Origin of the sequence: Desulfitobacterium chlororespirans DSM 11544, assembly GCF_900143285.1 — a bacterium.
Taxonomy (GTDB): Bacteria; Bacillota; Desulfitobacteriia; order Desulfitobacteriales; family Desulfitobacteriaceae; genus Desulfitobacterium; species Desulfitobacterium chlororespirans.
The window spans coordinates 356,184-379,810 of sequence record NZ_FRDN01000003.1; the positions used below are offsets into that span (position 1 = coordinate 356,184).

The 23,627-nt window shown below is 51.4% G+C and carries 19 protein-coding genes; 12 read left to right on the forward strand and 7 right to left on the reverse strand.

Annotation, left to right across the window (positions count from 1 at the left end; genetic code table 11):
• The first annotated feature begins 474 nt into the window (after window positions 1–474).
• From BUA14_RS01540 to BUA14_RS01580, 10 genes are all read left to right on the forward strand, one after another.
• Window positions 475–2,742, forward strand: a complete 2,268-nt coding sequence (locus tag BUA14_RS01540) for a molybdopterin-dependent oxidoreductase (protein ID WP_072770957.1) — start codon at window positions 475–477, stop codon at window positions 2,740–2,742.
• 23 nt (window positions 2,743–2,765) lie between these two features.
• A complete protein-coding gene (locus tag BUA14_RS01545) occupies window positions 2,766–3,581 on the forward strand; it encodes a methyltetrahydrofolate cobalamin methyltransferase (protein ID WP_072770958.1) in 816 nt (271 codons plus the stop codon).
• Window positions 3,582–3,638: 57 nt separating this feature from the next.
• Window positions 3,639–4,283 carry a cobalamin B12-binding domain-containing protein gene (locus BUA14_RS01550; protein WP_072770959.1) on the forward strand — a complete coding sequence of 215 codons (645 nt, stop codon included), beginning with the start codon at window positions 3,639–3,641 and terminating at the stop codon, window positions 4,281–4,283.
• A gap of 15 nt (window positions 4,284–4,298) precedes the next feature.
• Window positions 4,299–4,637, forward strand: coding sequence for an oxidoreductase (locus BUA14_RS01555; RefSeq protein WP_072770960.1), 339 nt, complete (start codon window positions 4,299–4,301; stop codon window positions 4,635–4,637).
• A gap of 52 nt (window positions 4,638–4,689) precedes the next feature.
• Window positions 4,690–7,263, forward strand: a complete 2,574-nt coding sequence (locus tag BUA14_RS01560) for a molybdopterin-dependent oxidoreductase (RefSeq protein ID WP_072770961.1) — start codon at window positions 4,690–4,692, stop codon at window positions 7,261–7,263.
• 11 nt (window positions 7,264–7,274) lie between these two features.
• Window positions 7,275–8,090 (forward strand): 4Fe-4S dicluster domain-containing protein, encoded by an 816-nt coding sequence (locus BUA14_RS01565; protein WP_072770962.1) that lies wholly within the window; start codon window positions 7,275–7,277, stop codon window positions 8,088–8,090.
• A 58-nt stretch (window positions 8,091–8,148) separates the two neighbouring features.
• The gene (locus BUA14_RS01570; protein WP_072770963.1) at window positions 8,149–9,375 is read left to right on the forward strand and encodes an MFS transporter; all 1,227 of its coding nucleotides are present in this window, start codon (window positions 8,149–8,151) and stop codon (window positions 9,373–9,375) included.
• An 85-nt stretch (window positions 9,376–9,460) separates the two neighbouring features.
• Window positions 9,461–10,642: a uroporphyrinogen decarboxylase/cobalamine-independent methonine synthase family protein gene (locus BUA14_RS01575; RefSeq protein WP_242954519.1), complete on the forward strand. Its 1,182-nt coding sequence runs from the start codon at window positions 9,461–9,463 to the stop codon at window positions 10,640–10,642.
• Between the two features lie 17 nt (window positions 10,643–10,659).
• Window positions 10,660–10,794: a hypothetical protein gene (locus BUA14_RS28690; protein WP_282433316.1), complete on the forward strand. Its 135-nt coding sequence runs from the start codon at window positions 10,660–10,662 to the stop codon at window positions 10,792–10,794.
• Between the two features lie 193 nt (window positions 10,795–10,987).
• Complete coding sequence (locus BUA14_RS01580) at window positions 10,988–11,848, forward strand: methyl-accepting chemotaxis protein (RefSeq protein ID WP_084078308.1); 861 nt, start codon at window positions 10,988–10,990, stop codon at window positions 11,846–11,848.
• Between the two features lie 14 nt (window positions 11,849–11,862).
• Here BUA14_RS01580 and BUA14_RS01585 read toward each other — a convergent pair whose 3' ends face one another.
• Window positions 11,863–13,962, reverse strand: coding sequence for a sigma-54 interaction domain-containing protein (locus tag BUA14_RS01585; protein ID WP_072770965.1), 2,100 nt, complete (start codon window positions 13,960–13,962; stop codon window positions 11,863–11,865).
• A gap of 217 nt (window positions 13,963–14,179) precedes the next feature.
• On the opposite strand from BUA14_RS01585, the gene BUA14_RS01590 reads away from it, so the two are divergent.
• On the forward strand, window positions 14,180–15,385 hold the full coding sequence (locus BUA14_RS01590; protein WP_072770966.1) for an MFS transporter: 1,206 nt from the start codon (window positions 14,180–14,182) through the stop codon (window positions 15,383–15,385).
• Window positions 15,386–15,476: 91 nt separating this feature from the next.
• Here BUA14_RS01590 and BUA14_RS27740 read toward each other — a convergent pair whose 3' ends face one another.
• Entirely contained in the window at window positions 15,477–15,620 is a 144-nt protein-coding gene (locus BUA14_RS27740) for a hypothetical protein (protein ID WP_178371591.1), read from the reverse strand.
• 390 nt (window positions 15,621–16,010) lie between these two features.
• Here BUA14_RS27740 and BUA14_RS01595 point away from each other — a divergent pair, with 390 nt between their 5' ends.
• Window positions 16,011–17,732 carry a methyl-accepting chemotaxis protein gene (locus tag BUA14_RS01595; protein ID WP_072770967.1) on the forward strand — a complete coding sequence of 574 codons (1,722 nt, stop codon included), beginning with the start codon at window positions 16,011–16,013 and terminating at the stop codon, window positions 17,730–17,732.
• 135 nt (window positions 17,733–17,867) lie between these two features.
• On the opposite strand, the gene BUA14_RS01600 is transcribed toward BUA14_RS01595, so the two are convergent.
• From BUA14_RS01600 to BUA14_RS01620, 5 genes are all read right to left on the reverse strand, one after another.
• Window positions 17,868–19,322, reverse strand: coding sequence for an MDR family MFS transporter (locus BUA14_RS01600; protein WP_072770968.1), 1,455 nt, complete (start codon window positions 19,320–19,322; stop codon window positions 17,868–17,870).
• A gap of 298 nt (window positions 19,323–19,620) precedes the next feature.
• Window positions 19,621–20,214, reverse strand: coding sequence for an ATP-dependent Clp protease proteolytic subunit (locus BUA14_RS01605; RefSeq protein ID WP_072770969.1), 594 nt, complete (start codon window positions 20,212–20,214; stop codon window positions 19,621–19,623).
• Between the two features lie 7 nt (window positions 20,215–20,221).
• Window positions 20,222–20,611 carry a helix-turn-helix transcriptional regulator gene (locus tag BUA14_RS01610; RefSeq protein ID WP_072770970.1) on the reverse strand — a complete coding sequence of 130 codons (390 nt, stop codon included), beginning with the start codon at window positions 20,609–20,611 and terminating at the stop codon, window positions 20,222–20,224.
• A 204-nt stretch (window positions 20,612–20,815) separates the two neighbouring features.
• Window positions 20,816–22,846 carry an ABC transporter permease gene (locus tag BUA14_RS01615; protein WP_072770971.1) on the reverse strand — a complete coding sequence of 677 codons (2,031 nt, stop codon included), beginning with the start codon at window positions 22,844–22,846 and terminating at the stop codon, window positions 20,816–20,818.
• A complete protein-coding gene (locus BUA14_RS01620) occupies window positions 22,843–23,607 on the reverse strand; it encodes an ABC transporter ATP-binding protein (RefSeq protein WP_072770972.1) in 765 nt (254 codons plus the stop codon). The genes BUA14_RS01615 and BUA14_RS01620 overlap by 4 nt, the downstream gene beginning before the upstream one ends.
• Window positions 23,608–23,627 lie beyond the last annotated feature (20 nt).

Below are 23,627 nucleotides of genomic sequence, written 5' to 3' on the forward strand. Positions count from 1 at the left end.
GTCATGTGATTAATTCTGCCACCTTCGCTACACACGAAGGGCTACAAACAAAGCTCAAAACCATGTCCGTATTGCGGGGAAAGCCCTTGACAGATTCTATGGTAAATATGCCGCTGACACTGCCGCCGCCTAAATCTATAAATCAAACTTCAGCCCTGTTTTTCAGGGCATTTTTTCTTGCCAAAATCACTGCCTATAGTGGGATGCTCCACCTTATCAACCCTTGTCGTCCCTGCTTGTTCGACAGAAAATCATAATGCGAAAGTCTCATCGCATAAGTGCGATTGATGCAACAAAAAATCTGGTTGAAAGAAGGACCTTTGGTTACGCGAAGACCCCCACTGTCGGTCGGTGGGACAGTTTAGGAGTAATCCCTTTGATCGCCGGAACCGACCTTTAACATGGCACACATTTTGCAATACAAAAGAGCAGGCAAAAATTCATCTTCAAAACATCATGATTGGAGGAAAACCCATGGCTACATTACATTGGAACGAAAACGCCGCCCCCGCTGTGACCGAGCTGGCGGACGGCACCAAAGTCTACCGTACGAATGCCTGGTCTCCCCCGGGCTGTCACGGGGTGGGCTGCGGCCTGCGTATTTTCGTCAAAAATGGCGAGCTTCAGAAAGTGGAAGGCGATCCGGATCACCCCATCACCAAAGGCCGTCTTTGCGTCCGCTGCCTGACCATGAAGGAATATTTCTATCATCCTGACCGGATCAAGTATCCCATGAAGCGTGTCGGCCAGCGCGGGGAGAATAAGTGGGAGCGCATTACCTGGGACGAGGCCTACGACATCATCGTGGAAAAATACCATGACTGTGTGGAACAATGGGGCGTCAATTCCGTCTCCGTCTGGTCCGGCACCGGTCGGGAAGCCTGCCGCTACCAGACTCCCCTCTGCCTGGACGTTTTCGGCAGCAAGACTATCGTCCATCCCAACAGCGGCTGGTCCTGCCTGGTTCCCCGCATGGCGGTGATGAGCTGGATGCTGGGCAGCGCTTACGTGGAATATGACTACGCCAACGGTCTGCCTCTGCGTTATGATGATCCGCGCTGGGAACCTCCCAAGTACATGCTGATCTGGGGCCGGGACCCGCTGCGCTGCAATGCGGACGGTCTTTGGGGCCACTCTATGATCGAGCTTATGAAGCGGGGCACCAAGCTGATCTCTGTGGATCCCCGGGCCAACTGGCTGGCCACCCGGGCGGAATACCATCTCCAGCTCCGTCCCGGCACCGACGCTGCTTTAGCCCTGGCACTGCTCCACGCTGTCATCAAAACCGGTCAATACGACAAGGAATTTGTGGAGAAATGGTGTTATGGCTTTGAGGAGCTGGCGGAGAGAGCCAACCAGTATCCTCCGGAATGGGCCGAGGAGATCACCGGTGTGGCGGCGGCAGATATTTACGCCGTAGCCCAGTGCCTGGTGGAGAAACCTTCTAGTGCCTGCATCGGTCTGGCTATCGACCAAAACCCCAATTGCATCCAGATCGGACATGCTCTCTACAGTATTTTCGCCATTACCGGCAACCTGGATATTCCCGGCGGTTTGTTTATGGGGCAGCCCACCTTTTTTGCCGGGGATGTGAACAACGATGCCAGTCAGGAGACTGCCGAAGCAGAAGAAGAGTTTGAAGGGATCGGCTACAAAGAATTTCCCGCTATCCCCATGATCGTCAATACCACTCATCCCGACTGCACCCTGGATACTTTGGAGACCGGCAGACCCTATCCGATCAAGTTTGCTTTTATCCAAAGCACTAACTTCCTGGCTTCCTCGATTGTAGTTCAGCCCAAGCGGTGGTATGAGGCCATGCGCAAACTGGACTTTATTGTAGCGTCCGATATTTTCATGAATCCGACCATTGCCGGTCTGGCGGATCTAGTGCTGCCTATCTCCACTTCCCTGGAACACGACGGCATCGTTATGAACAGCATGGCTTCCCAGCCCGGCCAGTACGGCGCCCTGGTCAAAATCATCGAGGATTTTGGGGAAACCAAAAGCGATCTGGAAATCCTCCTGGATCTGCATCACCGCCTGCATCCGGACAGCCAAGACCCCAGATGGAAGGATACGGACAGCTATCTCAGCCATGATATGGCCCCCGTGCCCGGCGTGGATGTCTCCTTTCCTGAACTGAAGGAACGGGTCATTGCCCAATATGAGCTGGAATACCGCAAATATGAAAAAGGCCTGCTGCGTCCCGACGGTCAGCCGGGGGTCAATACCCCCACCGGCCTGATTGAACTGTACAGCACCATGCTGGAGGCCCTGGGTGAGGACCCCCTTCCCTATTATATGGAGCCTAAGTTCAGTGCCGCTTCCAGGCCGGATCTAGCTGAGGACTATCCCATGATCATGACGACCGGTGCCCGGCGCTTTACCTCCTTTCACTCTGAGCACCGCCAGATCAAGACTCTGCGGGAAATTCACCCCTGGCCCACGGCGGAGATCCATCCCAAAACCGCTGCTGCCAAAGGAATCAGCGAAGGCTCCTGGATCTATGTGGAAAACCCCTGGAACAAGGCCAAGCTGTATGCCCACCTAACCCCTATCGTCAAAGAAAATGTGGTCTCCATCGATCATGGCTGGTGGTATCCGGAAAGAGGTGCGGAAAAAATGTTTGATGTCTGGGAATGCAATATTAACAACCTCATCCCCAATAAAGAAAACGGCAAACTGGGTTTCGGCACCCACTTCAAGAGCATGCCCTGCACTATCTACCGGGCTGATTAAGGAAAGGAGAGGGAGATTGACCATTGATTATCATCGGCGAAAAAATTAATGGCACTATTCCCAGCGTCAAGCAGGCCATTGCGGCAAAAAATAAGGAATTTATCCATGATCTTGCCCTGAAGCAAGGACAGGCCGGCGCAGCTTATCTTGATGTGTGTGCGGGCACTGCTCCCGAACTTGAAGCGGAAACACTGGCCTGGCTGATCGACATTGTCCAGCAGGCAACCGATACCCCTATTTCTATTGACAGCCCTAACCCCCATGCCATTGCAGCGGTTTTTAACTGCGTTAAGCGTCCGGGGCTGATCAACTCAGTGTCTCTGGAGGGAGATAAATGCGAGGTCATTTTTCCCTTGATTGAAGGGACGCCATGGCAGGTCGTGGCGTTAACCTGTGATAACGACGGCATCCCTAAAGATGTCCTCAGCCGGGTAAGGATCGCCGTAGCCATGGTTGAAAAAGCTCAGGCTTATGCTATCACCCCGGACAGAATTCATATCGACCCCTTGGTGACCGCCTTGCCGGCGGACAATCAGTCCCTGTTAAACTTCGCGGCGGCAGCCCGGCAAGTCAGGGAGCTTTACCCGGATATTAACGTAACTTCGGGTCTGAGCAATATTTCCTTTGGGTTGCCTCTCAGGAAAATCATCAACCAAAACTTCCTGGCCCTTGGGATGTTTGCGGGAATGAATTCGGCCATCTTAGATCCTTTAAATAGAGATATTATCGCTACGATCCTGGCTGTGGAGGCCTTGCTGGGACACGATCGCCACTGCCGCAACTATGCCAATGCTTATCGTCAGAACACGATCGGGCCAGTAAAAGGAGCGGCTGATTGAAGGGCCGGTTCTGATTGACATTTTGATGACATTTTGGTGCGTTTGGGAGGGAAATGTATGATTGATTTGCAAAAGTTTACTCAATCGATTGGGGATTTGGATGAAACTACGGTAATCAAGACTCTGCAAGAATTTGTGGCTGCCAACCCCACGGAAGAAGAAGCCCAGGCTCTCGTCATTGCCTGTCAGAAGGGTATGGCCATCGTGGGGGACCTGTATGAACAGAATGAGTATTATGTGGGGGATCTGATCTTTTCAGGGGAGATTTTATCCTCGGCACTGAATATCTTGAAACCCGTTTTAGGAACAGCCAACAGAGCTAAGGCCAGTTCGATTGTCTTAGGCACTGTGGAAGGGGATCTCCATGACATCGGCAAAAATATTTTTAAAGGGATGGCGGAAGCGGCAGGCTTTGAAGTTTATGACTTGGGCATCGATCAGCCGCCCAGTGCTTTTGTCCGGAAGGTCAGTGAGGTTAAACCGGAGATTGTGGGGATGAGCGGTGTTCTGACCCTGGCCTTGGATTCCATGAAGAAGGTCGTGAATGCCCTTGAGCAAGCCGGGTTGCGCAAGGATCTGAAAGTAATCATCGGGGGCAATCCGGTTACGGAGATTGCCTGCAGGCATATTGGCGCCGACGCCTTCACTGTTAATGCGGCGGAAGGGGTAAAGATCTGCAAGGGCTGGACAGAATCACTTTAAAGGGAGATGAGAAAAATGGCACAATACGGACTGTTGATTGACAATGAATACTGCACCGGCTGCCATAGTTGTGAAGTGGCCTGCAAAAATGAAAAAATGCTGCCGTTGGGTCAGTGGGGCATCAAGCTTCTGGAGCTGGGTCCCTGGAAGCTGATGGACGACAAGCATTGGGAACACCGTTACATCCCTGTTCCTACCCAATACTGCGATCTCTGCAAGGACCGGGTGGCCGGCGGGGGGCAGCCTTCCTGCGTGCTGCACTGCCTGGCCAGCGCCATGGAATACGGTCCCCTGGAAGAGCTGACCGCGAAAATGGCCGGTAAAGGCCGCCAGGTCTCGCTCTTCGTTCCTTGAGCAATTATGCTACCCATCACTTGTTGAATGGACCTGAAAGGAGTCGCTTAACATGTCGGACATTAAAACCACCATCAAGACCCTGGGTTTCTGCGGCCCTTGCACCGCTTCCGATCCGGCGGAAATCGATGTGAAAGACGGAAAAATCCTGCGCACACGTCCTTTTCATTATACCGATCATGCTCCCAAGGAGGGACTTAACGCCTGGACGATCAAAGCCCGGGGCAAGGAATTCCGGGCCAAGGAGAAATCGGAAATTTCCCCCTTTGCCCTGGCCTATAAGCAGCGGGTCTATTCCCCCAACCGCATTTTGTACCCGCTGAAACGGGTGGATTTCGACCCCAAGGGGGAAAGAAACATTCAAAACCGGGGCAAATCCAAATATGTGCGGATTTCCTGGGATGAAGCCACCGATATCATTGCCGGGGAAGTGCTGCGCATCAAAGAAAAATACGGCATGAATTCCATCTTCGTTCAATCCGACGGGCATCATGCGGTCAAGACCATCCACGGCCCCCGGGGAACCCAAGGCGCCCTGCTGGATAGTTTAGGGGGTTATACCCTGCAGGCCCGCAACCCGGACAGCTGGGAAGGCTGGTATTGGGGGGCCAAGCATATCTGGGGCCAGGACCCTGTAGGACAGGGCAATCAAAACAATCTGTTTCTGGATGTAGCCCGCCACTCGGATATGGTCCTCTTCTGGGGCTGTGATGTGGTGACTACCCCCTGGGGCTGGGGCGGGCACTTTCCCAGCCGCTACTGCTTCTTCCTCCGGGATATTGGGGTGCGCCAGGTGTATATTTGCCCGGATGTCAACTACGGCTGCGCAGTTCACGGCGATAAGTGGATTCCGATTCTGCCCAACACCGATTCAGCCCTGCAATTAGCTATTGCCCACACCTGGCTTAAGGGGGGTCTTTATGATCAGGAGTATATCGCCACCCACGCCGTAGGCTTTGAATTCTTTGCCGATCAGGTCATGGGACGGGACGACGGCATCGAAAAAACCCCGGAATGGGCGGAAACCGTGTGCGGCGTTCCGGCCCGGACCATTAAGGCCCTGGCCCGTTCCTGGGCCAGACAGAATACGTCCATTGCCCACTGCAACGGCGGCTCCTTTATCCGCTCCACCTATTCCCATGAACCGGCGCGGTTGGAAGTAGCCCTGCTGGGCATGCAGGCCCTGGGCAAACCGGGCCGCAACCAGCTGAAGATGATGGAATACCAGCTGTTCAGCCTGGATTCCCAGATGCCTGCTCCCCGGGCGCAATTCATTCCTGATCTGGTCTCCATTCTCTTCCCCTATGCCGCCGATACCCGGGAATCCTTGGTTACGGAAACCCTGGTCCCGGAAGCCCTGGCCGGGGATTATTCCCGGGAAAACCCCCTGACCTGGTATGGCTGCACCTGTGCGGGAGTTCCCGTGGAAGATCAATTCCGCAAAATTGAGTACCCGGCTCCGGGCTGCGAACGCATCCACATGGTCTGGACCGACTCACCCAAATGGACTTCTTCCTGGAACGGCGGCTTTAAATTTATAGACGCTCTCCACAGCGAGCACATTGAATGTGTGGTGGCTCAGCATATTTGGATGGAAGATGATTGTCTGCTGGCCGATATTATTCTCCCGGTCAATACGAAGTTTGAGGAGTATGATATCAATTGCGACATCACCTCCGGCAATTACAATATGCTGCTCATCGAAGAGCAATCCATCCCTCCTTTGGGTGAGTCCAAGAGCGATTACGAATGCGCCATGGCCGTGGCCGCCAAGCTGGGAGTGCTTCAGGAGCTGACCGGCGGTGAATCCATTGAGGATAAGGTCAAAAAAGGCTTTATGAATTCCGGTGTCCAGGACTATATCAGCTTTGAAGAGTTCAAGGAGCAGAAGTGCTACGTGGTCCCGGCAGCGGCAGACTGGGAAGAGGATGTAGCGGGCTTTTATGCCTTTTACACGGATCCGGAGAGTTTCCCTCTCAGCACGCCCAGCGGCAAGCTGGAGTACTATTCCCAGCGCCTGGCGGAATCCTTCCCCGAGGACACGGAGCGGGGACCCTATCCCAAGTGGATCGAAAAAGGGGAGACCCATCCCGATGAACGCTTAAGTACCCCCAGGTCTGAAAGCTATCCCTTCCTCCTGGTGTCCAACCATCCCCACTGGCGGCTTCATTCCCAAATGGACGACTGTGCCTGGTTCCGGGAGATCAAGACCTGCAAAGTCAAAGGCCCCGACAGCTACGCTTATGAGCCGGTCTGGATTAACCCTGTGGATGCCCAAAGGCTTAACATTAAAGAGGGAGATATCGTGAAGCTTTTCAATGAAGGCGGCTGGGTGCTTGGCGGAGCTTACATCACGGAGCGCATCCGACCCCAGGTGGTTCTCCAGGACCACGGCGCCAGGATCGACCCTATCGTGCTGGGAGAAAGCGACCGGGGCGGCTCTAACAATCTCATCGCCCCCAAAAAAATCACTTCTAAAAATTGTGCCGGGGAAGTCACCAGCGGTTACTTAGTGGGGATCGAAAAGGTGGATGTCTTTGAACTGGCCCGCCAATACCCGGAAGCCTTCTCCCGCAAGTATGATCCAGAGACCGGTGTAATCGTCGACGCCTGGCTGGCAGAATAAGGAGGCCTGACATGAAAGTATTTATCGTGGATATGGAACGTTGCAATGGCTGCTATGGCTGCCAGATTGCCTGCAAGGACGAGCATGTGGGCAATGCCTGGCTGCCCTACGCTCTGCCCCAGCCCAATACGGGCCAGTTCTGGATGCGGGTTAAAGAAAAGGACCACGGACAGGTGCCTAAAGTGACGGTGGAATATACTCCCTGGCCTTGTATGCACTGCGACAAACCGGCTTGCCTGGAAGCGGTACCGGAAGCGGGCTATAAACGGGAAGACGGTCTGGTCATTCTTGATCCGGAAAAAATCAAAGGCAGAAAAGAAATTGTCCGGGCCTGCCCTTATCAGGCCATCTTCTGGAATGACGAGCTGGATGTTGCCCAGAAATGCACCGGCTGCGCCCACCTGGTGGATGAGGGGAAGCTCCCCCACTGTGTGGATCTGTGCGCCACCGGAGGCCTGCGTTTTGGAGAGGAGGAAGAGTTTGCCGAGGAGATTGCCAGAGCGGAGACCATGCTGCCGGAAAAGGGCTGCCGGCCCCGGGTCTATTATCTTAATCTGCCCAGGCTTTTTCTGGCCGGTGAAGTGTGGGACCCCCAAGCCAACGAGATTATTGAAGGAGCCACGGTCAGCCTGAGCTTCCCCGGAGGTGAAAGCCTGAGAACTGTCACGGATGATTTCGGGGATTTTTGGTTCAGGAAGCTGGCGGCGGGGGTGTATTCCTTAAAAATTGAAGCCGCAGGGTATGAGCCTGTGGAGAAGAGCGCCATCAGCTTGAAGGAAAGCCTGAATCTGGGGGATTTCCCGCTGCAGAAGCGGAAAGCCCTGTAAGCCGGGAGTCCTATAGGAGCGGCTCCCCAAACTATAAGAATAAAAGGAGTAAAAAATCATGAATGAAATGAACCGCGTTACCCGCTATGGCATCGTCTTTGCCATCATGTTCATGAACTTTTTTATCCCCACCCATGGAATTGTGGCGACAACCTTCGCCGCCATGGCCGAATCCTATCCTAACGTTTCCGCCTCTGCCCTTACTTATGTTACCGCCGTTGTCAATGTGGCCCAAGTTGTCGCCTCCATCGGTGCCGGGGTTCTGATCGGGCGCAAGCTGAAATACAAAACGGCAGGCATCATCTCTCTGCTTCTCTTTACGGTGGCCGGCGGCTTCCCCTTCCTGATGGGAGACGGCCTTTCCTTTGGAACCCTGTTGGCCAGCCGCTGCCTGTTTGGTCTGGGGCTGGGCGCTTTCTCTCCCATTGTCAATTCCACCATTGCCTACCTCTTTGACAAGGAAAACACCCGGGCTTTCATGATGGGAGCTAAAGACGTCTTTTTCAGCCTCGGCGCCACCATCGGCAACATTATCGCCGGGATTCTCTGCCTGATCAGCTGGCAAACCACCTATGTCTTTTATCTTTTCGGGATTATCCCCTTGGTTTTCTTCGTGATCTTCTACAAAGAACCTGAATTCGTCCAGGAAGCCCAAAAGGAAAAAATCAAGATCCCCAAGACTGCTTTTTATTACCTCTTTCTCCTCCTCGTGGTGATGCTTCTCACTCAGTTCTGCTGGAATTATATTGCCTTTATTCTTACGGATATGGGCTATTCCAGCGCCGTCATCGGAACGATTGTCACCTGCTTTACTGTGGGAGCGGTCTTGGGGGGTGTCGCGTATGGTTTCTGCTATCGTTTCTTCAAGAACTATATTCTTTTTGTGGCCATGATCATGGTTTCCCTCAGTTTTATGATTATTTATGGGGCCAGCTCCTCTGTTTCCACCTCCCTCTTGTTTGTTTTCGGCATCGGCTTTTTTCTCTCCGGCTTTGCCAGCGTTATGTTCACGGCGGGCATCCCCATGAGCCTGTCCCTGACCGTGCCGGCCTCGGCCATTGCCGCGGCAATGGGGCTGTTCTTCGCCTTTCAGAACTTCGGCAGCTTCCTGGCTTCGCCGGTGGGCCAGCTCTTCTTCAAGATTGTGGGCGAAGATGCGCCTATGAACACGATTTTTCTCTTCGGGCTGGTGGTGGCGCTGCTCTTTACGGTTATCGTCTTCATCACCAGCACACGGGACGCTAAATTGGCCAAAGACCAAAAGCAAGAGCTGAATTCCCTGTGAAATTTATTAGGAGAAATCTGTTAGGATACTACCAGGCAGCGGCCGGCCCCAAGGCAGCCGCTGCCCAATGAAGGGAGGAATTCGCTTGGCTTCACTATCCTTGGTTCAGGAAACCCAGCAAAATCTCTGGGATGCGACAAATTTCCGGGAACCCCAAAAAGTACCGGTGGGTATGGAATTTACTTACTGGCCCTTTGCCTACGCCGGTGTAACCTATCAAGAGGTTGCTCACGATCCCCGGCTCACTGCCCAAAGCTATCTGCGTTTCTTGGATGATATCCACCTTGACTACACCTGGGGAATGGCATCCCTGCCCAATCCCTACAAAGCGTTTCAGGCTCTTGGTTCCCATTCTTTTTACCTGGCCAATGATCAGACCACAGTGGCACACAACCAGACAGCTGACGTCTATATGAAAGATGACGAATATGATGAATTCTGCAAAGATCCCTATTATTATATTAATGAGATTTTACTGAAAAGGAAGCTGCCCAAGCTTGACCAAGAGCGCAAAGAAGATGCCTATGAGGCCCTTCGTCAAGGCATGCTGGAATTCCGGCAGTTTGACCTGACCAACGAATTGATCTTGCAGGGATTGGCTGCAAGATCCGTCTATACCCTGGTCAATGTTCCTCTCGTTTTCAACTCTCCTCTAAAGCTTCTTTTCGACAAAGTCAGAGGAATGAAAGACACTCTGATTGACTTACGCCGACGGCCCGATCAGGTCAGAGCGGCTTGTGCCCAACTCCTGGCAGCAGATAAGGCGGCACTTCCCCTGAAGCCTGAAGATCTGGCCAGGATGCCGGGGCTTAAGGTGGGACTGACCGGGTATCATGTGGAGTGTTTCCTGAGCGGAAAGCAATTCGATGAATTCTTCATGAAGCCCTTTTTGGAAGTATACGAACCTTATATGCAGGCCGGCCTGAAGTTCTTCCTCAAAGGTGAAGGCAAGTTCCTCAATACCATCGAAAGGTACCGACAAACACCCAAGGGCAGCATGATTATTATGCTGGAGGAAGATGATCCTTTCGAGGTCCACAAACTGGTGGGTGACTGGTGCACACTGGCCACGGGTATAAGCGCCAGCCTTTTAAAGTACGGAACCAAGCAGCAGTGCATCGATTATGTCAAAAAGTGCTACGATACCTTTGCCCCGGGCGGCGGATTTATCTTCATGCAGGACAGACCCCTTCTCAGTGCCAATGATGCCAACCCGGAGAATATTATTGCCGTTTATGAATTCGCCAACGAATATGGAAAAAAATAAGAAGGGATGGGATATCCGTGGCTGCAGAAAAGTATACCGTCGCCGAATTATTTGCCCTGCTGCAAGCTGATGATTCCTGGGAAAAGCACCCAGACAAAAGAGCGCAATGGATAGAAGGTTTTAAAATGTCGCTAAACGTTTGGTATTGTTAGCAATAGGGGCAGGCTTTTGCTGTAAAACAACGAACCGGCAGACTGCTGAATCCATGTCGGCCGGTTCGTTGCTCTGTTTAATCTGATTTAAAGCAATGGAGGTATATGCCCTCACACTATTCTTGGTAGGCCATTCACAACTTAAGGTCGGAAAAGGTTGTCTTTTCCGATATATCTAAAAAAGGGGCGAATCATGATGAACTTAGCTGTGCAAAGTGATGAGGAACTGTTGGCGGCTTATGCGGCAATATTATCACGACTGAAAGAACTGATCAAAGAAGACCTGATGGTAATAATAACCGACAACACCCATATTCTATATTTTTATCCCGGATACAAACTGAATGGGTCCCATATGCAGCTGGTCGGCCTCGAATTACCTGCGGACGATGATCTGGGCCGGTGTGTCAGAACCGGAGAATCCAATACGGAGTTGCGCCCCAAAGAAGCCTTTGGTGTTCCTTTCTTGGCCATGACCACCCCCATTCAAAACAGCCGGGGGGAAATAATCGGCTGTGTATCGATTGGGCGGAGTATGGAAAAAGAGGCCAATCTGGAGGAAGCATCACAAAGCCTGGCTGCCAGCCTCCAGGAGGTGAATGCCGGCCTGGAGGAGATCGCCTCCGGTTCCCAGATACTTTCGTCTAAAATTAACAGCGTGGTACGCTCGGCCAATGACTCTGCGGTAAAAATTAAAGAAGTCAATCAGGTCATCCGTGCCATTGCCGATGTATCCGCCCATTCCAACCTGCTGGGTTTAAACGCCGCCATTGAAGCCGCCCGCGCCGGAGAGCAAGGGCGGGGCTTCGCCGTTGTGGCGGAGGAGATGCGGACCCTTGCTGCTCAAAGCAAAGATTCGGCGAAAATGGTTACAGAAATACTCACCCAGATGAAGGATTCCATCGAGAGCATCCTTTGGGAAGTTGATCAAATCAACGGTATTGCCGGAAATCAAGCGGCCTCTACCCAAGAGATTACAGCGGCCCTGGAGGAAATAAGCGACAATTCTCAAGCTTTAGTAGAACACGCTAAGATTAAGATCGAGAAGCACTGAGGCCGCTCCTATGCTTAGGCCAGATTATATCGTTTAATCTTGCGGTAGACTGTTGATTTGCTTACCCCTAATATTTCAGCCACTAAGGGAATGTCGTGATTGAATTCTTTCAGCACTTTTTCCAGCATGACTTTCTCCACTTGATGAATGGTGCCATAAGCCTCCGCTTTTTCAGTATCCATTGCCTCTCCCGGCGCAAAGGAGGGCGGAGATGACTGGAGGACAATATTGGGGATATGTTCCGGCAGGAGAACCTTGCTGTTCCGGCTTTTGGCTATGGTCATCATATATAGGATGACATTCTCCAGTTGCCGCACGTTGCCTGGCCAATCGTATTCCTCCAGGATCCGGAGGGCTTCATGGGAAATAGACAGTGCTTCCGGATTGTTTTGCCCGCAGCTGTCCATAAAATAAGAGACAAACAGCTTGATATCCCCTTTGCGGTCCCGTAAGGGCGGGATATTGATGGGAAACATGGAGATTCTGTAGAAGAGGTCGGGACGAAACTGGCCGCTCTCCATCAGATCCTTAAGGTTGCGGTTGGTGGCCGTGATCAAATTGAATTCAATCTGATGGGAGACATGATCACCGATCCGCGTGACCTGCTTATCCTGGAGAACGCGCAATAGAACCGCTTGCAGTTCATAGGGCATATCGCCGATTTCATCCAAAAATAAGGTACCCCCATCAGCCATTTCGATTTTTCCCTTGCGCCCTTTCCTGTCGCCGCCGGTAAAAGAGCCGGAAGCATAGCCAAACAATTCACTGCTGATCAGCTCACGAGGAATTGCCGCACAGTTGATGGCCACAAAGGGCCCTTTTCGATCCTGACAGTTGTGAATGGCCTTGGCAAACAATTCTTTGCCGGTACCGCTTTCCCCGGTCAGCAGAATATTGCCATTGGAGTTGGCGAAGCACACAGCCTGATCAATGGCGTTGCGGAAAGCATAGCTCTCGCCAATCAAGCTGTTGAAACAATCGGCAGACGGTAAGTATTTGCCCGGAGCCGCAGTTTGGCCGGACTCTTGGGCATTGGCAAAAAGCAGAATCGAACAGGACCTGCCCGCCGCTTCAAAAGGCCTGATCTGAACAGAATAAAGCCCGGTGGTCGGCGGGGAACCAATCACTTCGCTGATGATCCCTTGTGCCTGAGTTTGGATAAGAGGAAGGAGTTGGGAATTGGCGGGAAGATACCTTCTGATATTGCCGGCTTGACCATCGGTGGGCAGGGTCGGAAAAAAGCGGCGGCCCGCCGGATTAATGCCCATGATCATTCCTGCCGGGTCAACGACAATAATGGGCGGATCGCTGGTCAGGTCGGGGCAAGGGATTTCTTCCCGGGCAACAAGAACGGCTCTCTCCGCAGGGGGGCGGATACTGGTCTGAATCCGGTGTGCCAATAACAGCACTTGAGTCAGGATGGTGGACACTTTCTCCGCAGCATCCTTTTCCCAGGGAATTCCCGTTTCCCGATAAGCCAGGGTAATAATGGCATCGAGATTGCCCTTAGCGTCAAAAATCGGGGCGGAAGCACTGTTGATATTGAGATCGCTCTCCAAATAATGCTCGGGCCCCAGCAATACTGCCGGACACATGGAACGTTTACAGAGCAGGTGGGACGTCAGGCCGCTCTTGCGGATTTCTCTGGGTTCATTGCTAAAAAGAAACTCCTGAACAAAATAAGACTCGATACCGCTTGCTGTCTTTTGAAAAAAGAAAGTTCCCTGCCGGTCGTGAATGTTCATAAAGATGGGAATCTTATTGAAATCCCCGAGATCATGAATGGTGGGAAAGACAATCTGGGCAAAGGGCATGAGATTTTCGTTTCTCAGCATATCCTCCTCTGGATCATGGGTCTTATCTGATGGCCGTAAGCCCAGCTTGTAGGATTCGATCCAAATTTTTTTGATCTCGGTGCGCGGATATTCAGAGGTCATTACGGCATCGAGGTCTCCGTCCAGCAGGGACTTCTTACAGCGAACGGTAGCCTCCCAACGGTCTTTGGTCATCGGCCGGTTGTCCACATCCCACAGAGGCGCTTGCTGAAAATTGGGAACGATCATTTGGTTCAATACGTCATCGAATTTTTTTAGATTAAACGACTTCGCTTGCATAAGTTTCCCTCCCAAAGCAATTTGAGGTCAGATACTGATTTAGCCAGGAGCACTGTTCCTTGTGAATAAAAATTTTTGATCAATATCATTCTACCATTTTTCGATAGGAATCACATGACATAAATCCCAGATTCATTGAACCTGTCGGCAGCATGCCATCTGCAGCATATGAGAAGCATGTGAGGCCGCTCACTAACTTGCGAAGGAGGATTACTCAATGAACTCTCAACCCAACAAGACATTAGGACCCCTTGTGGCCATCATGTCGATGTTCATCTTTATCCCGGATTTCTTCATCATCTCAAGCATTCTCAGCAAAATCTCCGAATCTTATCCCCACATTTCCATGGCCGGTATTACCTATTTGCTCACCTCGGTCAGTCTGGCCCAGATGGCCGGGGCCCTGGTAACGGGGGTGGTGCTGGGGCGCAGGCTTTCCTTCCGGGGGCTGTCCCTCATTGCCATTGGGATCTACGTGATCTTCGGGGGAATGCCTTTCTTCTTCTCTATGTCTTTCGGGGCGCTGATGTTTACCCGGGTTGTCTTTGGCTTGGGTCTGGGCTGCTGGCTTCCCATCTGCCAGTCCTATATTGCCAAAATGTACGACGATGAAGCTAAGCGGGCCGATATCCTCGGTCTTGGCATGGCCCTCTTCAATGTGGGGCTGATCGTCGGCATTATGGCCGGAGGTATCCTGGGCGCATTGAATTGGCGTTATACCTTCGCCTTTTATCTCCTCGGCAGTATTTCCTTTGTTTTAGTAGCCCTCTTTATGAAAGAACCGGTCAATGAAGCGGCAGGCCAAAAAGCAAAGCTGCACATCCCCAAGGAAGCTTTCGGAATTATGGGCTTTTTCGTATTGGCTCAGTTGATCTTTGGGGTGTTTTCTTCTTATATCAGTTATGTGGTAGCGGAAATCCAAGGTACACCCATTCTGGCCAGCACCATGATGACCGCCTTCAGCATCGCCTGCATTGTGATCGCTCTCTGCTTCGGCCCATTGTACCGCCTGGTCAAGCAGTATATCCTCCTGCTTGCTTCAGCCCTTGTGGTCATCAGCTATGCCCTGCTTTATCTTGGCGGCCTTTCCGCTTCTATTCCCTTGTTATTTTTAGGGGCGGTGTGCTGCGGGCTGGCTACGAACATGTGCAGCACGGGGGTTGCTATGATGTTAAGCATCGCGGTGCCCCAGGCTGCTGTCGCCGCTGCCATGAGTGCCTCTATCATTTGTATGAATGTGGGAACCTTTCTCACCAGCCCTTTTCTGCAAATCATCTCCATAGCTGCCGGTGAGGGCGCTCCCGCCTATACAGCCTATCTGGCCGCCCTTCTGCTGGCCGTCGTCCTCCTGATCGTCGCGGTTCCTTTCAGCACCAAACTCAGACGGGCTGCCAAAGCCAAGGAAACTACGCCCGCTGCTTAAAGGTCTTTAAAAAGCAGAAACTTTCATTCAAGTAAAGAATAGACAAGGAGAAAAAATCGCCTTGTCTATTCTCTGTTTTTAGCCTTTGTTTTTAGTCCTTATTCTCGGCCTTTGACTCCGGCTCTTTCTCCAACTCCGTTTTGCATTTGATGCATTTCTTGCTTATGGCGGGATTAAGGGCACCGCATTGGGGGCATTTCACCGGTTTTTGAGCACTGGGTGGTCTAAAACACATTGTCTAATTCCTCCTCGTGATTATTATAAAAAATTTGTCATTCTATGTAATAATGCAAATTTCATGCCACCCAGGCCTTTCAGATTATCGGAAGGCTCAGTTGTTTCAAGTCATCAGGAAATGCCTCTTTTCACTGTATTCTAAAGCTAAAGGATTACAAGCTATGCCCCTGTGAGCTATCCAGCTTTCTCATTCTATCTCATTGCTGCAACAGCCTTTTCGCATAGTGAAAAACCTATGGGCTGAATGTTAACATATTACGTCCCATTGAGGGAATCATGTGATTAATTTGCTCCCTTCCTACTGGAAACGAAGGATTTTGTTGACATTTGTCGAATATTGCGAATCACTAGGATTTTTAACAGAGAAAAATATAGGGGGGACAAGCAGATGAAATGGGTGGAAAATATAAAAACCGTTTACAAGTTGGGGATTCTTGTCATCATTGCCTTCTTTTCCTTAGGTTCCGTCGGATTTACAGGCTATTACGATCTGAAAATTGCCAATGATAATTTGCAGACAATGTATGAAGAGCGCTTAATCCCGGTAAAGATCGCCTACGATACCCGTTCCGATATCCGGGCTATGAACGGCTTCCTTTTGGAATCAATGCTGACCGCTGATCGGGGCAAAAATCAAACCCTTCTGGACTCTATTCAGGAAAAAGGGCAGGGAATTGAAGATAAGCTCAGCCAACTGGAGGACCTGAGCCTGGATCCGCAAAGCCAAGAGTTGTTTCTGAAGATTAAAGCCTCCCATAAACAATACGACCAAACCAAAAATCAGATCGTTGCCTTTGCCAGGGCAAATCTCAATGACAAGGCCTATAACCTCTATGAAACCTCCGGTGGTCATCTGTCAGACCAATTAGTGGAAGATATGCGGGCTCTGGGAGAATACTACGCCGGCCTTTCCCTCCAGGCCAGTCTGGACTATGAAGCAAGCTTTAAACATACTTTGTGGTTTATGGGAGCCATTGTTGCCGCCGCCCTCTTCTTGCTGGCAGGAAGCGGCTATATCATCGCTTCTTCCATAACCAAACCCCTGGGGACAATGGTCGAAGTCTGCAATGATTTTGCTGCCGGAGATTTCCGGGATAAACAGCGGAGAAGCGGTGCCGGTAGAGAGGATGAGATTGGCCTGTTGTACCAGGCCTTAGCCGCCATGCAGAATAATCTCCGTCCTTTGATCAAAGGAATCTCCACCTCCGCGGAACAGGTAGCGGCCTCCAGCCAGGAGCTTACGGCCAGTTCGGAGCAATCCGCCCAGGCGGCAGGGCAAGTGGCCGCCTCCATTTCCCAGATCGCCTTAGGAGCCGAACAGCAATTGGCAGCTGCCAATGAAACGGCTGCCGTCGTCGGGCAAATGACCCTGAACATGCAGGAAATCGCCGCCAAAGCCAATCAGGTGACCTCCCAGTCCAGCCATGCCAATGACCAGGCCAATCAAGGCATCACCACTGTGGAAAAGGCGGTAGCCCAGATGACTCAAATCGAGGGCACAGTCAATTCCTCTGCCGATGTGGTCGCCAAGCTGGGCAGACGGTCTCAGGAAATCGGGGAGATTGTGGACACCATTTCCGGAATTGCGGCCCAGACCAATCTTCTGGCCCTCAACGCCGCTATCGAAGCGGCCCGGGCCGGAGAGCAAGGCCGGGGCTTTGCCGTAGTGGCCGATGAAGTTCGCAAGCTTGCCGAGCAGTCCCAAGAAGCGGCCCGGCAAATCGCCCTCCTGATCAGCGAGATTCAAGCCGATACTGAACAAGCCGTTGCGGCCATGAATCACGGAACCCGGGAAGTCAAAGCAGGGACGGAGGCGGTGGATGCCGCAGGCCAGTCCTTCCGGGAGATCGCCCACCTGGTAACCCAGGTCTCAGGCCAATTGCAGGAGATCGCCACAGGTCTTCAGGCCATGGATTCCGACGGCCGGCAAATCTTCAGCTCTGTGCAAAGCATCGACCAAATCAGCAATACTACGGCATCCGAAACTCAGACCGTCTCCGCTGCCACTGAGGAACAACTGGCCTCCATGGAGGAGATCGCCTCTTCCAGCCAATCCTTATCCGAACTCGCTCAAAATCTGCAAAATGAGATCGCCAGATTTAAATACTAGACTTTTAAAACTTGGCTGCAGCTCATGATTAACTTGCACCCTTATACAGCAAAAGACAGATGCCACACCGCAAAATGTGGTATCTGTCTTTCTAACTTCCTGCCCCAAATATACGTCCAAAACAGTGAAATCAAGTCAGGCTTTCGCTTCTTTTTTCCTTCCAGGCATGGTCATAGCTAAGATCATGGACAGCAGGGTAATGATAATAAACGCGGTAAACAGGACATGCATGGAACTGTTTAAGGAGAGGGTTATTTGCTCCGCCGCAAGGGCGGTATGGGATAGGTCAGGCTGATAAAGGTTGCCCGGATTGATCCCTTCTATGCCTTGCTGGGTAAAATATTTAGTAATATACAGGTTAAAAATAGTCCCGAACACACTGATGCCGATGGTCTGGCCCAGAGTTCTGAGCAAGGAATTGGTTCCGACCGCGGCTCCTCTTTGGCTGTACTCTGCCGAATCCTGAACGATGATGGTTAAGGCCGCACTGGCTCCGCCGAAGCCGATCCCCATAATAAAGCCATAGGCGAGAATGATGGGCAGGGGAGTATTTATTCCCAGCGTGAACAGCAGCAGGGTACTGAGCAGCAGCACCGCATTGGAGGCCAGAATAACATTCTTCCCTCCATACCGGACCAACAGCTTGCCCAGGATAAAGGAGACGATCAACCAGGACACCGACATGGGCAGCATGGCTAAACCGGCGGCTGTGGGACGGTATCCCAAAATATTCTGCAAGTAAATGGGCAGATAAACATTGACGCCCATGAGCACGGCATAGATCAGGAAGGAAATCAGATTGACCAGGATCGTCGTTCTGGTAAAGATCGCAAAAGGAATGATGGGTTCCGCCGCTTTTTTCTCGATTTTATAAAATGCATAAAGCAGAAAGAACGTCAACAGGAGCAGCCCGGCCACCCATAAAGAGGGATAGGGTGAAGCGCTCCGATCGAATAAAAAGATGCTTAAGAAGACCACGATGGCTAAGGATAGGGTAAGCGTCCCGGCATAATCGATGCTGGGGTTCTTCTTGGCAAAGGTTTCCTTCAAGGAGCTTTGCAGCAGAATGACTGACAGCAGCCCAAAGGGAATATTGATAAAAAAGATCCAGTGCCAGGAAAGCACATCGATTAAAAATCCGCCGAAAAACGGACCGACAAGACTGGCGATTCCCCATACCGTGCTTAAGGCCCCCTGTATCTTTGCTCTTTCCGCCAGTGAAAAAACATCGCCGATGATGGTAAAGGAAACCGTAAATATAGCGCCCGCTCCCAGCCCCTGAATGGCACGAAAGACAATCAGCATAACCATACTCTGGGCTAATCCGCATAAAAAGCTGCCCGCCAAAAATATGATAATGCCGACGGAGAGGATGTTTTTCCTGCCGTACAAATCGGCAAGTTTGCCATAAGCCGGTGTCGATAAGGCCGACGTTAATAAATACACCGAAAAAACCAGGCTGATGAATTCAAATCCCTGCAAATCCTTGGCGATAGTGGGCGTAGCCATCGTAACAATCGTTCCCTCAACCGCCGCTAAAAACATAGACAGCATAAGGGATATAATCAAAGGTGTTTTTTTTATACTCATAATCTTGTGTTCCTATCTTTTTATCATGTCTCAGTGGCCGGAACCACCATGGGGATTAAGGCCGTTCTCATTATATGAGCGGTTCACACCCCTGTCAAGGAATAACTTGTCGAGGCCCTTAAAAACAAATAAGGTGTCCTGAGCAGTCTGTCCCAGATTGAATGCATGTTCAATCTGGGCAGACAAGTCCTGACTCCCTATAGATAAGCTATTTAGTACTCTGTAACACCTAATTCTTCACATTTCCGGGCAATGCAAGTTTTAAGTGTTACAGAGTACTCGTTTTAACCCGCAGATATCACAGGATTTTGTCAATCAATCCATAGTCCTGGGCCTGCCCAGCCGTCATATAATAATCTCTCTCCATATCCTTTTGGATTTTTTCCAGAGGCTGGCCTGTAAGCCTGCTATAGGTCTCATTCAGCTTCTCCTTGGTTTTGATCAGCCAGTCACTATGGATTTTTATATCGGTGGTCTGTCCCTGGAGCCCGCCGGATAGTGACGGCTGATGAATCAGCACTTCACTGTTTGCCAAGGCAAAGCGTTTGCCTTTCGCCCCTGCTGCCAGCAGCAAGGAGGCGGCACTCCCCGATTGGCCTATGCTGATGGTGGAAACATCGCATTTGATATAGTTCATCGTATCCATAATGGCCAATCCGTCCGTTACGGAACCACCGGGGCTGTTAATGTAGAAATGGATATCCTTATCACAGTCGGCAGATTCCAGAAAAAGCATTTGGGCGATAATCAAGCTTGCTGATTCATTGGTTACCATGCCATTAAGCATGACGACGCGGTCATTCAGCAGTCTGGAAAAAATATCACAAGAGCGTTCCCCGCGGGATGTTTGTTCGATTACCATAGGTACAAGATGGTTCATATTAACCTCCATAGACTGTTTACGCAGCCCTATTCATAATTGTATTGCCAGAGCCGAATTGGATAACCTTATTGATTTTTCTTCCTCCGTACATTTTCCGGTATTTCCCGGGTGCCAGTCCATAGATCCTCATAAAGGCTCGCGTAAAGGATTCCTGAGAAGCATACTGATATTTCAGGGCGATATCAATGATGGGCTGCTCTGTCCCAACAAGCTCCTCGGCAGCCTTCTCCATCCGCCTCCTGGTTATATATCTGGTGACGGATTCGCCTGTTACTTTGTGAAAAAGCCTGTGATAGTAGTATTTCGACAGGTAGGCTTTCCGGGCAAGATCCTCAAGGTCAATCCTGTCATCCAGATTTTCTTCAATATAGTCAAGGGAATCATACACTTTGGAGCGATAATCCATATGCTTTCTCCTTTCCCAAGAATCTGTCATCATTATATACTCTAACGGCAATTCGTTCTTGATAATTTTTGCTTAAGTAAAGAGCGTACCGCCAATGTTCAAACCAGGCTGAACATTGGGCGATACGCTCTTCTTTTCCAGGCAAGCCCGATAACGTCTAAGGGTGGGGTCTCCAAGCAGGGAGGGCACGTCAGGATATGTGTCCTAACGATCCACTCCGCCGCTGACAATACTGTAATAAGCCCGGGAGGTAAAAACATACACCAGCACATAAAACAAGGTGAACACCAGATAGCAGCCTACCGTTACGGCAGCGAGCAGACTTGTATTGGTCAGACTGAACAGCGCCATCAGCTTGGAAATCATGGGAAAGGCAAAGGTTATATGAACGCCCGCGGCAGCCAGGGGCAGAAAGAACACCGTCAGCACCTGGGAATTGATGCTCTTGCGAATTTCCCTTCTCGTCATGCCTACTTTCTGCATGATGTCAAAGCGGGCCTGATCCTCATAGCCTTCGCTGATCTGCTTATAATACATAATCAACACCGCTCCCAGAATAAAGACGATCCCCAGCAAAACCCCAAGGAAAAGCAATCCCCCATACAGAGCATAGAAATCGGCCCGCTTCTGGGCAACAGCCTGGATACTTGCTGCCGGAAACTGGGGATCTTCCAGCTGCATCCGGCTGACCGACTCCGCAATATCCTCTCTCAGGGTGATCTGCATCTCCTCAGGAAGGTTCAAATCAAACCCGTAATAATGATACAGGCTGGAAGCCCTGTCTCCGTAGATCTCCTTCTGTTTCTCAAAAACAGCGTCCAGGGAGGCCAGTTCCGGGACAACGATAAAGAAGGAAGAAACAGCCTGCATAGAATCCATGCCGTTATCCACAAACTTCGGTACCGTCTTCTTGATCTCCAGGGTGCCGGCCCCTTCCACCCCAAGTCTGTCATAGGCATAATCCCCCTTGCTGGAGTACAGAAGAATCTCGTTTTGGCCCAGAGTTTCTCCGGCTCCCGTCAGCCGGTTATAGTCCTCCAGGGGAATGATCAACAACTGCCGGAGGTTGGCTGAATCCTCATTCCGCAGGGTCTGACCCTGTTCGCGCTTGAAGCTCATCTGCTCCCCTTCCAGATATCCGGTCACACCCAGATAGCGGTAGCTGAGACTATTTTCTGGCTGGATGCCCCTCTTTTCCAGGGCTTTGTCCACAGCCCCGGTCAGGGCAGCGATATAAGCCGGTTCGATGGAGTGGAGCTCCACCTCCACCTGCCGGGGATACCGGGAACGCAGACTGTCCTCCGCTCCTATATACAGACAGACCGTGGTCGACAGCATCACCAGCACCATGGTGGAGAGGATGCAGATGGAAGCCAGCCCGGCCCCGTTGCGTTTCATGCGATAAACCATGGAGGAAACGGAAACAAAATGACTGGTCTTGTAATAGTACTTCTTGTTTTTCTGGAGAAGCCGGCAGAAGACCACGGAACCGGCGATAAACAGCAGGTAAGTCCCTATGATCACCATCACCACCGCCACAAAGAACCAGAGCATAGCCGCCAAAGGCTGCTGAATGGTGAGGGCCAGATAGTAGGCTCCGGCCAGAATGATCACTCCCGGCAAAGCCAAGGCCCAATTAGCCTTGGGAGGCTTCTCCCCCACCGTGTCGCTGCGCAGCAGCTCCACCGGTTTAGCGACATGAATCTGCCGCAGCCCATTGAGCAGAATCAGCAAAAAAATGACGGCAAAGAGGAGAGCGGCCCCTAAGAGGGATGGCCAGTCCACGGAAAATCCGGATTGGATGGCGCTCTTGAGCACATGAGCCAGGGACAGCTCGGCAACCTTGGCAAAGAGAATGCCGCAGAACAAGCCCCCGGCCACAGATACAGTTCCGATCACAATGCTCTCCCAGGTAAGAATCCGGGCCAGGTTCCATTTGCCCATGCCGAGAATATTATAAAGGCCAAACTCTTTTTTCCGTTTCCGAATCAAAAAAGAGTTCGTATAAAACAGGAAGATCACTGAAAATATCCCCATAACACCCCGTCCGAAGGTCAGGATCATCTGCAGGGAATCTCCGCCGGGCATGGCACCCACCCCAGGATTGACCGCTAAAAAAGAGATGATGTAAAACATCATGACCATACCTACGCAGGTCAGGATATAAGGCAGGTAGAGTTTGCGGTTTTTGGCCATGGCGGTCAGGGCCAGTCTGAGATAAAGTCCCCGTGTCATGGTCTGTCGCCCCCTGTCGCCAGCAGGGTAAGGGTATCGGATATCTTCTGATACAACGCCTCATTGCTGCTGTTCCCCCGGTAAATCTGGTGAAATACCTCCCCATCTTTAATAAACAGCACCCGGCCGGCATGACTGGCCGCCTTGACCGAGTGGGTCACCATCAAAAGGGTCTGCCCCTCCCGGTTGATCTCCCCAAACAGGCGGAGCAGTTCATCAGTGGCTTTGGAATCCAGAGCTCCGGTGGGTTCATCCGCCAGGATCAGCCGGGGATTGGTAATCAGGGCCCGGGCTACCGCCGCTCTCTGCTTCTGTCCCCCCGATACCTCATAGGGATATTTGGCAAGCAGCTCCACAATCCCCAGCTTCCTGGCAATAGGTGTGAGCCGTGCTTTCATTTCCGGGTAGGACTTGCCGGCCAGGACCAGGGGCAGGAAAATATTATCTTCAAGAGAAAAGGTGTCCAGCAGATTAAAGTCCTGAAACACAAAGCCTAAATTATCCCGGCGGAAGGCGGCAATGTCAGACTCTTTGATCTTGCTCAGATTGTGCCCGTCGAGAATGACCGTGCCGCCGGTAGGCTTGTCCAGAGCAGCCAGAATATTAAGCAGAGTGGTTTTGCCGGAACCCGACTCCCCCATAATAGCTACATACTCTCCCTTTTCCACGCTGAAGGACACACTGGCCAAGGCCTGAATCTTCTGGCTCCCAAAGCGGGTGGTATATACTTTTTCTAAATGATTAACTTCTAAAATAGTCATTAACTTCTTCTCCGTTCTCT

What these genes read in the sequence shown, in the direction of transcription:
- BUA14_RS01540 (WP_072770957.1), top strand. Translation starts at nt 475, where the DNA reads ATGGCTACATTACATTGGAACGAAAACGCCGCCCCCGCTGTGACCGAG.
- BUA14_RS01550 (WP_072770959.1), top strand. Translation starts at nt 3,639, where the DNA reads ATGATTGATTTGCAAAAGTTTACTCAATCGATTGGGGATTTGGATGAA.
- BUA14_RS01555 (WP_072770960.1), top strand. Translation starts at nt 4,299, where the DNA reads ATGGCACAATACGGACTGTTGATTGACAATGAATACTGCACCGGCTGC.
- BUA14_RS01560 (WP_072770961.1), top strand. Translation starts at nt 4,690, where the DNA reads ATGTCGGACATTAAAACCACCATCAAGACCCTGGGTTTCTGCGGCCCT.
- BUA14_RS01565 (WP_072770962.1), top strand. Translation starts at nt 7,275, where the DNA reads ATGAAAGTATTTATCGTGGATATGGAACGTTGCAATGGCTGCTATGGC.
- BUA14_RS01570 (WP_072770963.1), top strand. Translation starts at nt 8,149, where the DNA reads ATGAATGAAATGAACCGCGTTACCCGCTATGGCATCGTCTTTGCCATC.
- BUA14_RS01580 (WP_084078308.1), top strand. Translation starts at nt 10,988, where the DNA reads ATGATGAACTTAGCTGTGCAAAGTGATGAGGAACTGTTGGCGGCTTAT.
- BUA14_RS01585 (WP_072770965.1), bottom strand. Translation starts at nt 13,962, where the DNA reads ATGCAAGCGAAGTCGTTTAATCTAAAAAAATTCGATGACGTATTGAAC.
- BUA14_RS01590 (WP_072770966.1), top strand. Translation starts at nt 14,180, where the DNA reads ATGAACTCTCAACCCAACAAGACATTAGGACCCCTTGTGGCCATCATG.
- BUA14_RS27740 (WP_178371591.1), bottom strand. Translation starts at nt 15,620, where the DNA reads ATGTGTTTTAGACCACCCAGTGCTCAAAAACCGGTGAAATGCCCCCAA.
- BUA14_RS01595 (WP_072770967.1), top strand. Translation starts at nt 16,011, where the DNA reads ATGAAATGGGTGGAAAATATAAAAACCGTTTACAAGTTGGGGATTCTT.
- BUA14_RS01600 (WP_072770968.1), bottom strand. Translation starts at nt 19,322, where the DNA reads ATGAGTATAAAAAAAACACCTTTGATTATATCCCTTATGCTGTCTATG.
- BUA14_RS01605 (WP_072770969.1), bottom strand. Translation starts at nt 20,214, where the DNA reads ATGGAGGTTAATATGAACCATCTTGTACCTATGGTAATCGAACAAACA.
- BUA14_RS01610 (WP_072770970.1), bottom strand. Translation starts at nt 20,611, where the DNA reads ATGGATTATCGCTCCAAAGTGTATGATTCCCTTGACTATATTGAAGAA.
- BUA14_RS01615 (WP_072770971.1), bottom strand. Translation starts at nt 22,846, where the DNA reads ATGACACGGGGACTTTATCTCAGACTGGCCCTGACCGCCATGGCCAAA.
- BUA14_RS01620 (WP_072770972.1), bottom strand. Translation starts at nt 23,607, where the DNA reads ATGACTATTTTAGAAGTTAATCATTTAGAAAAAGTATATACCACCCGC.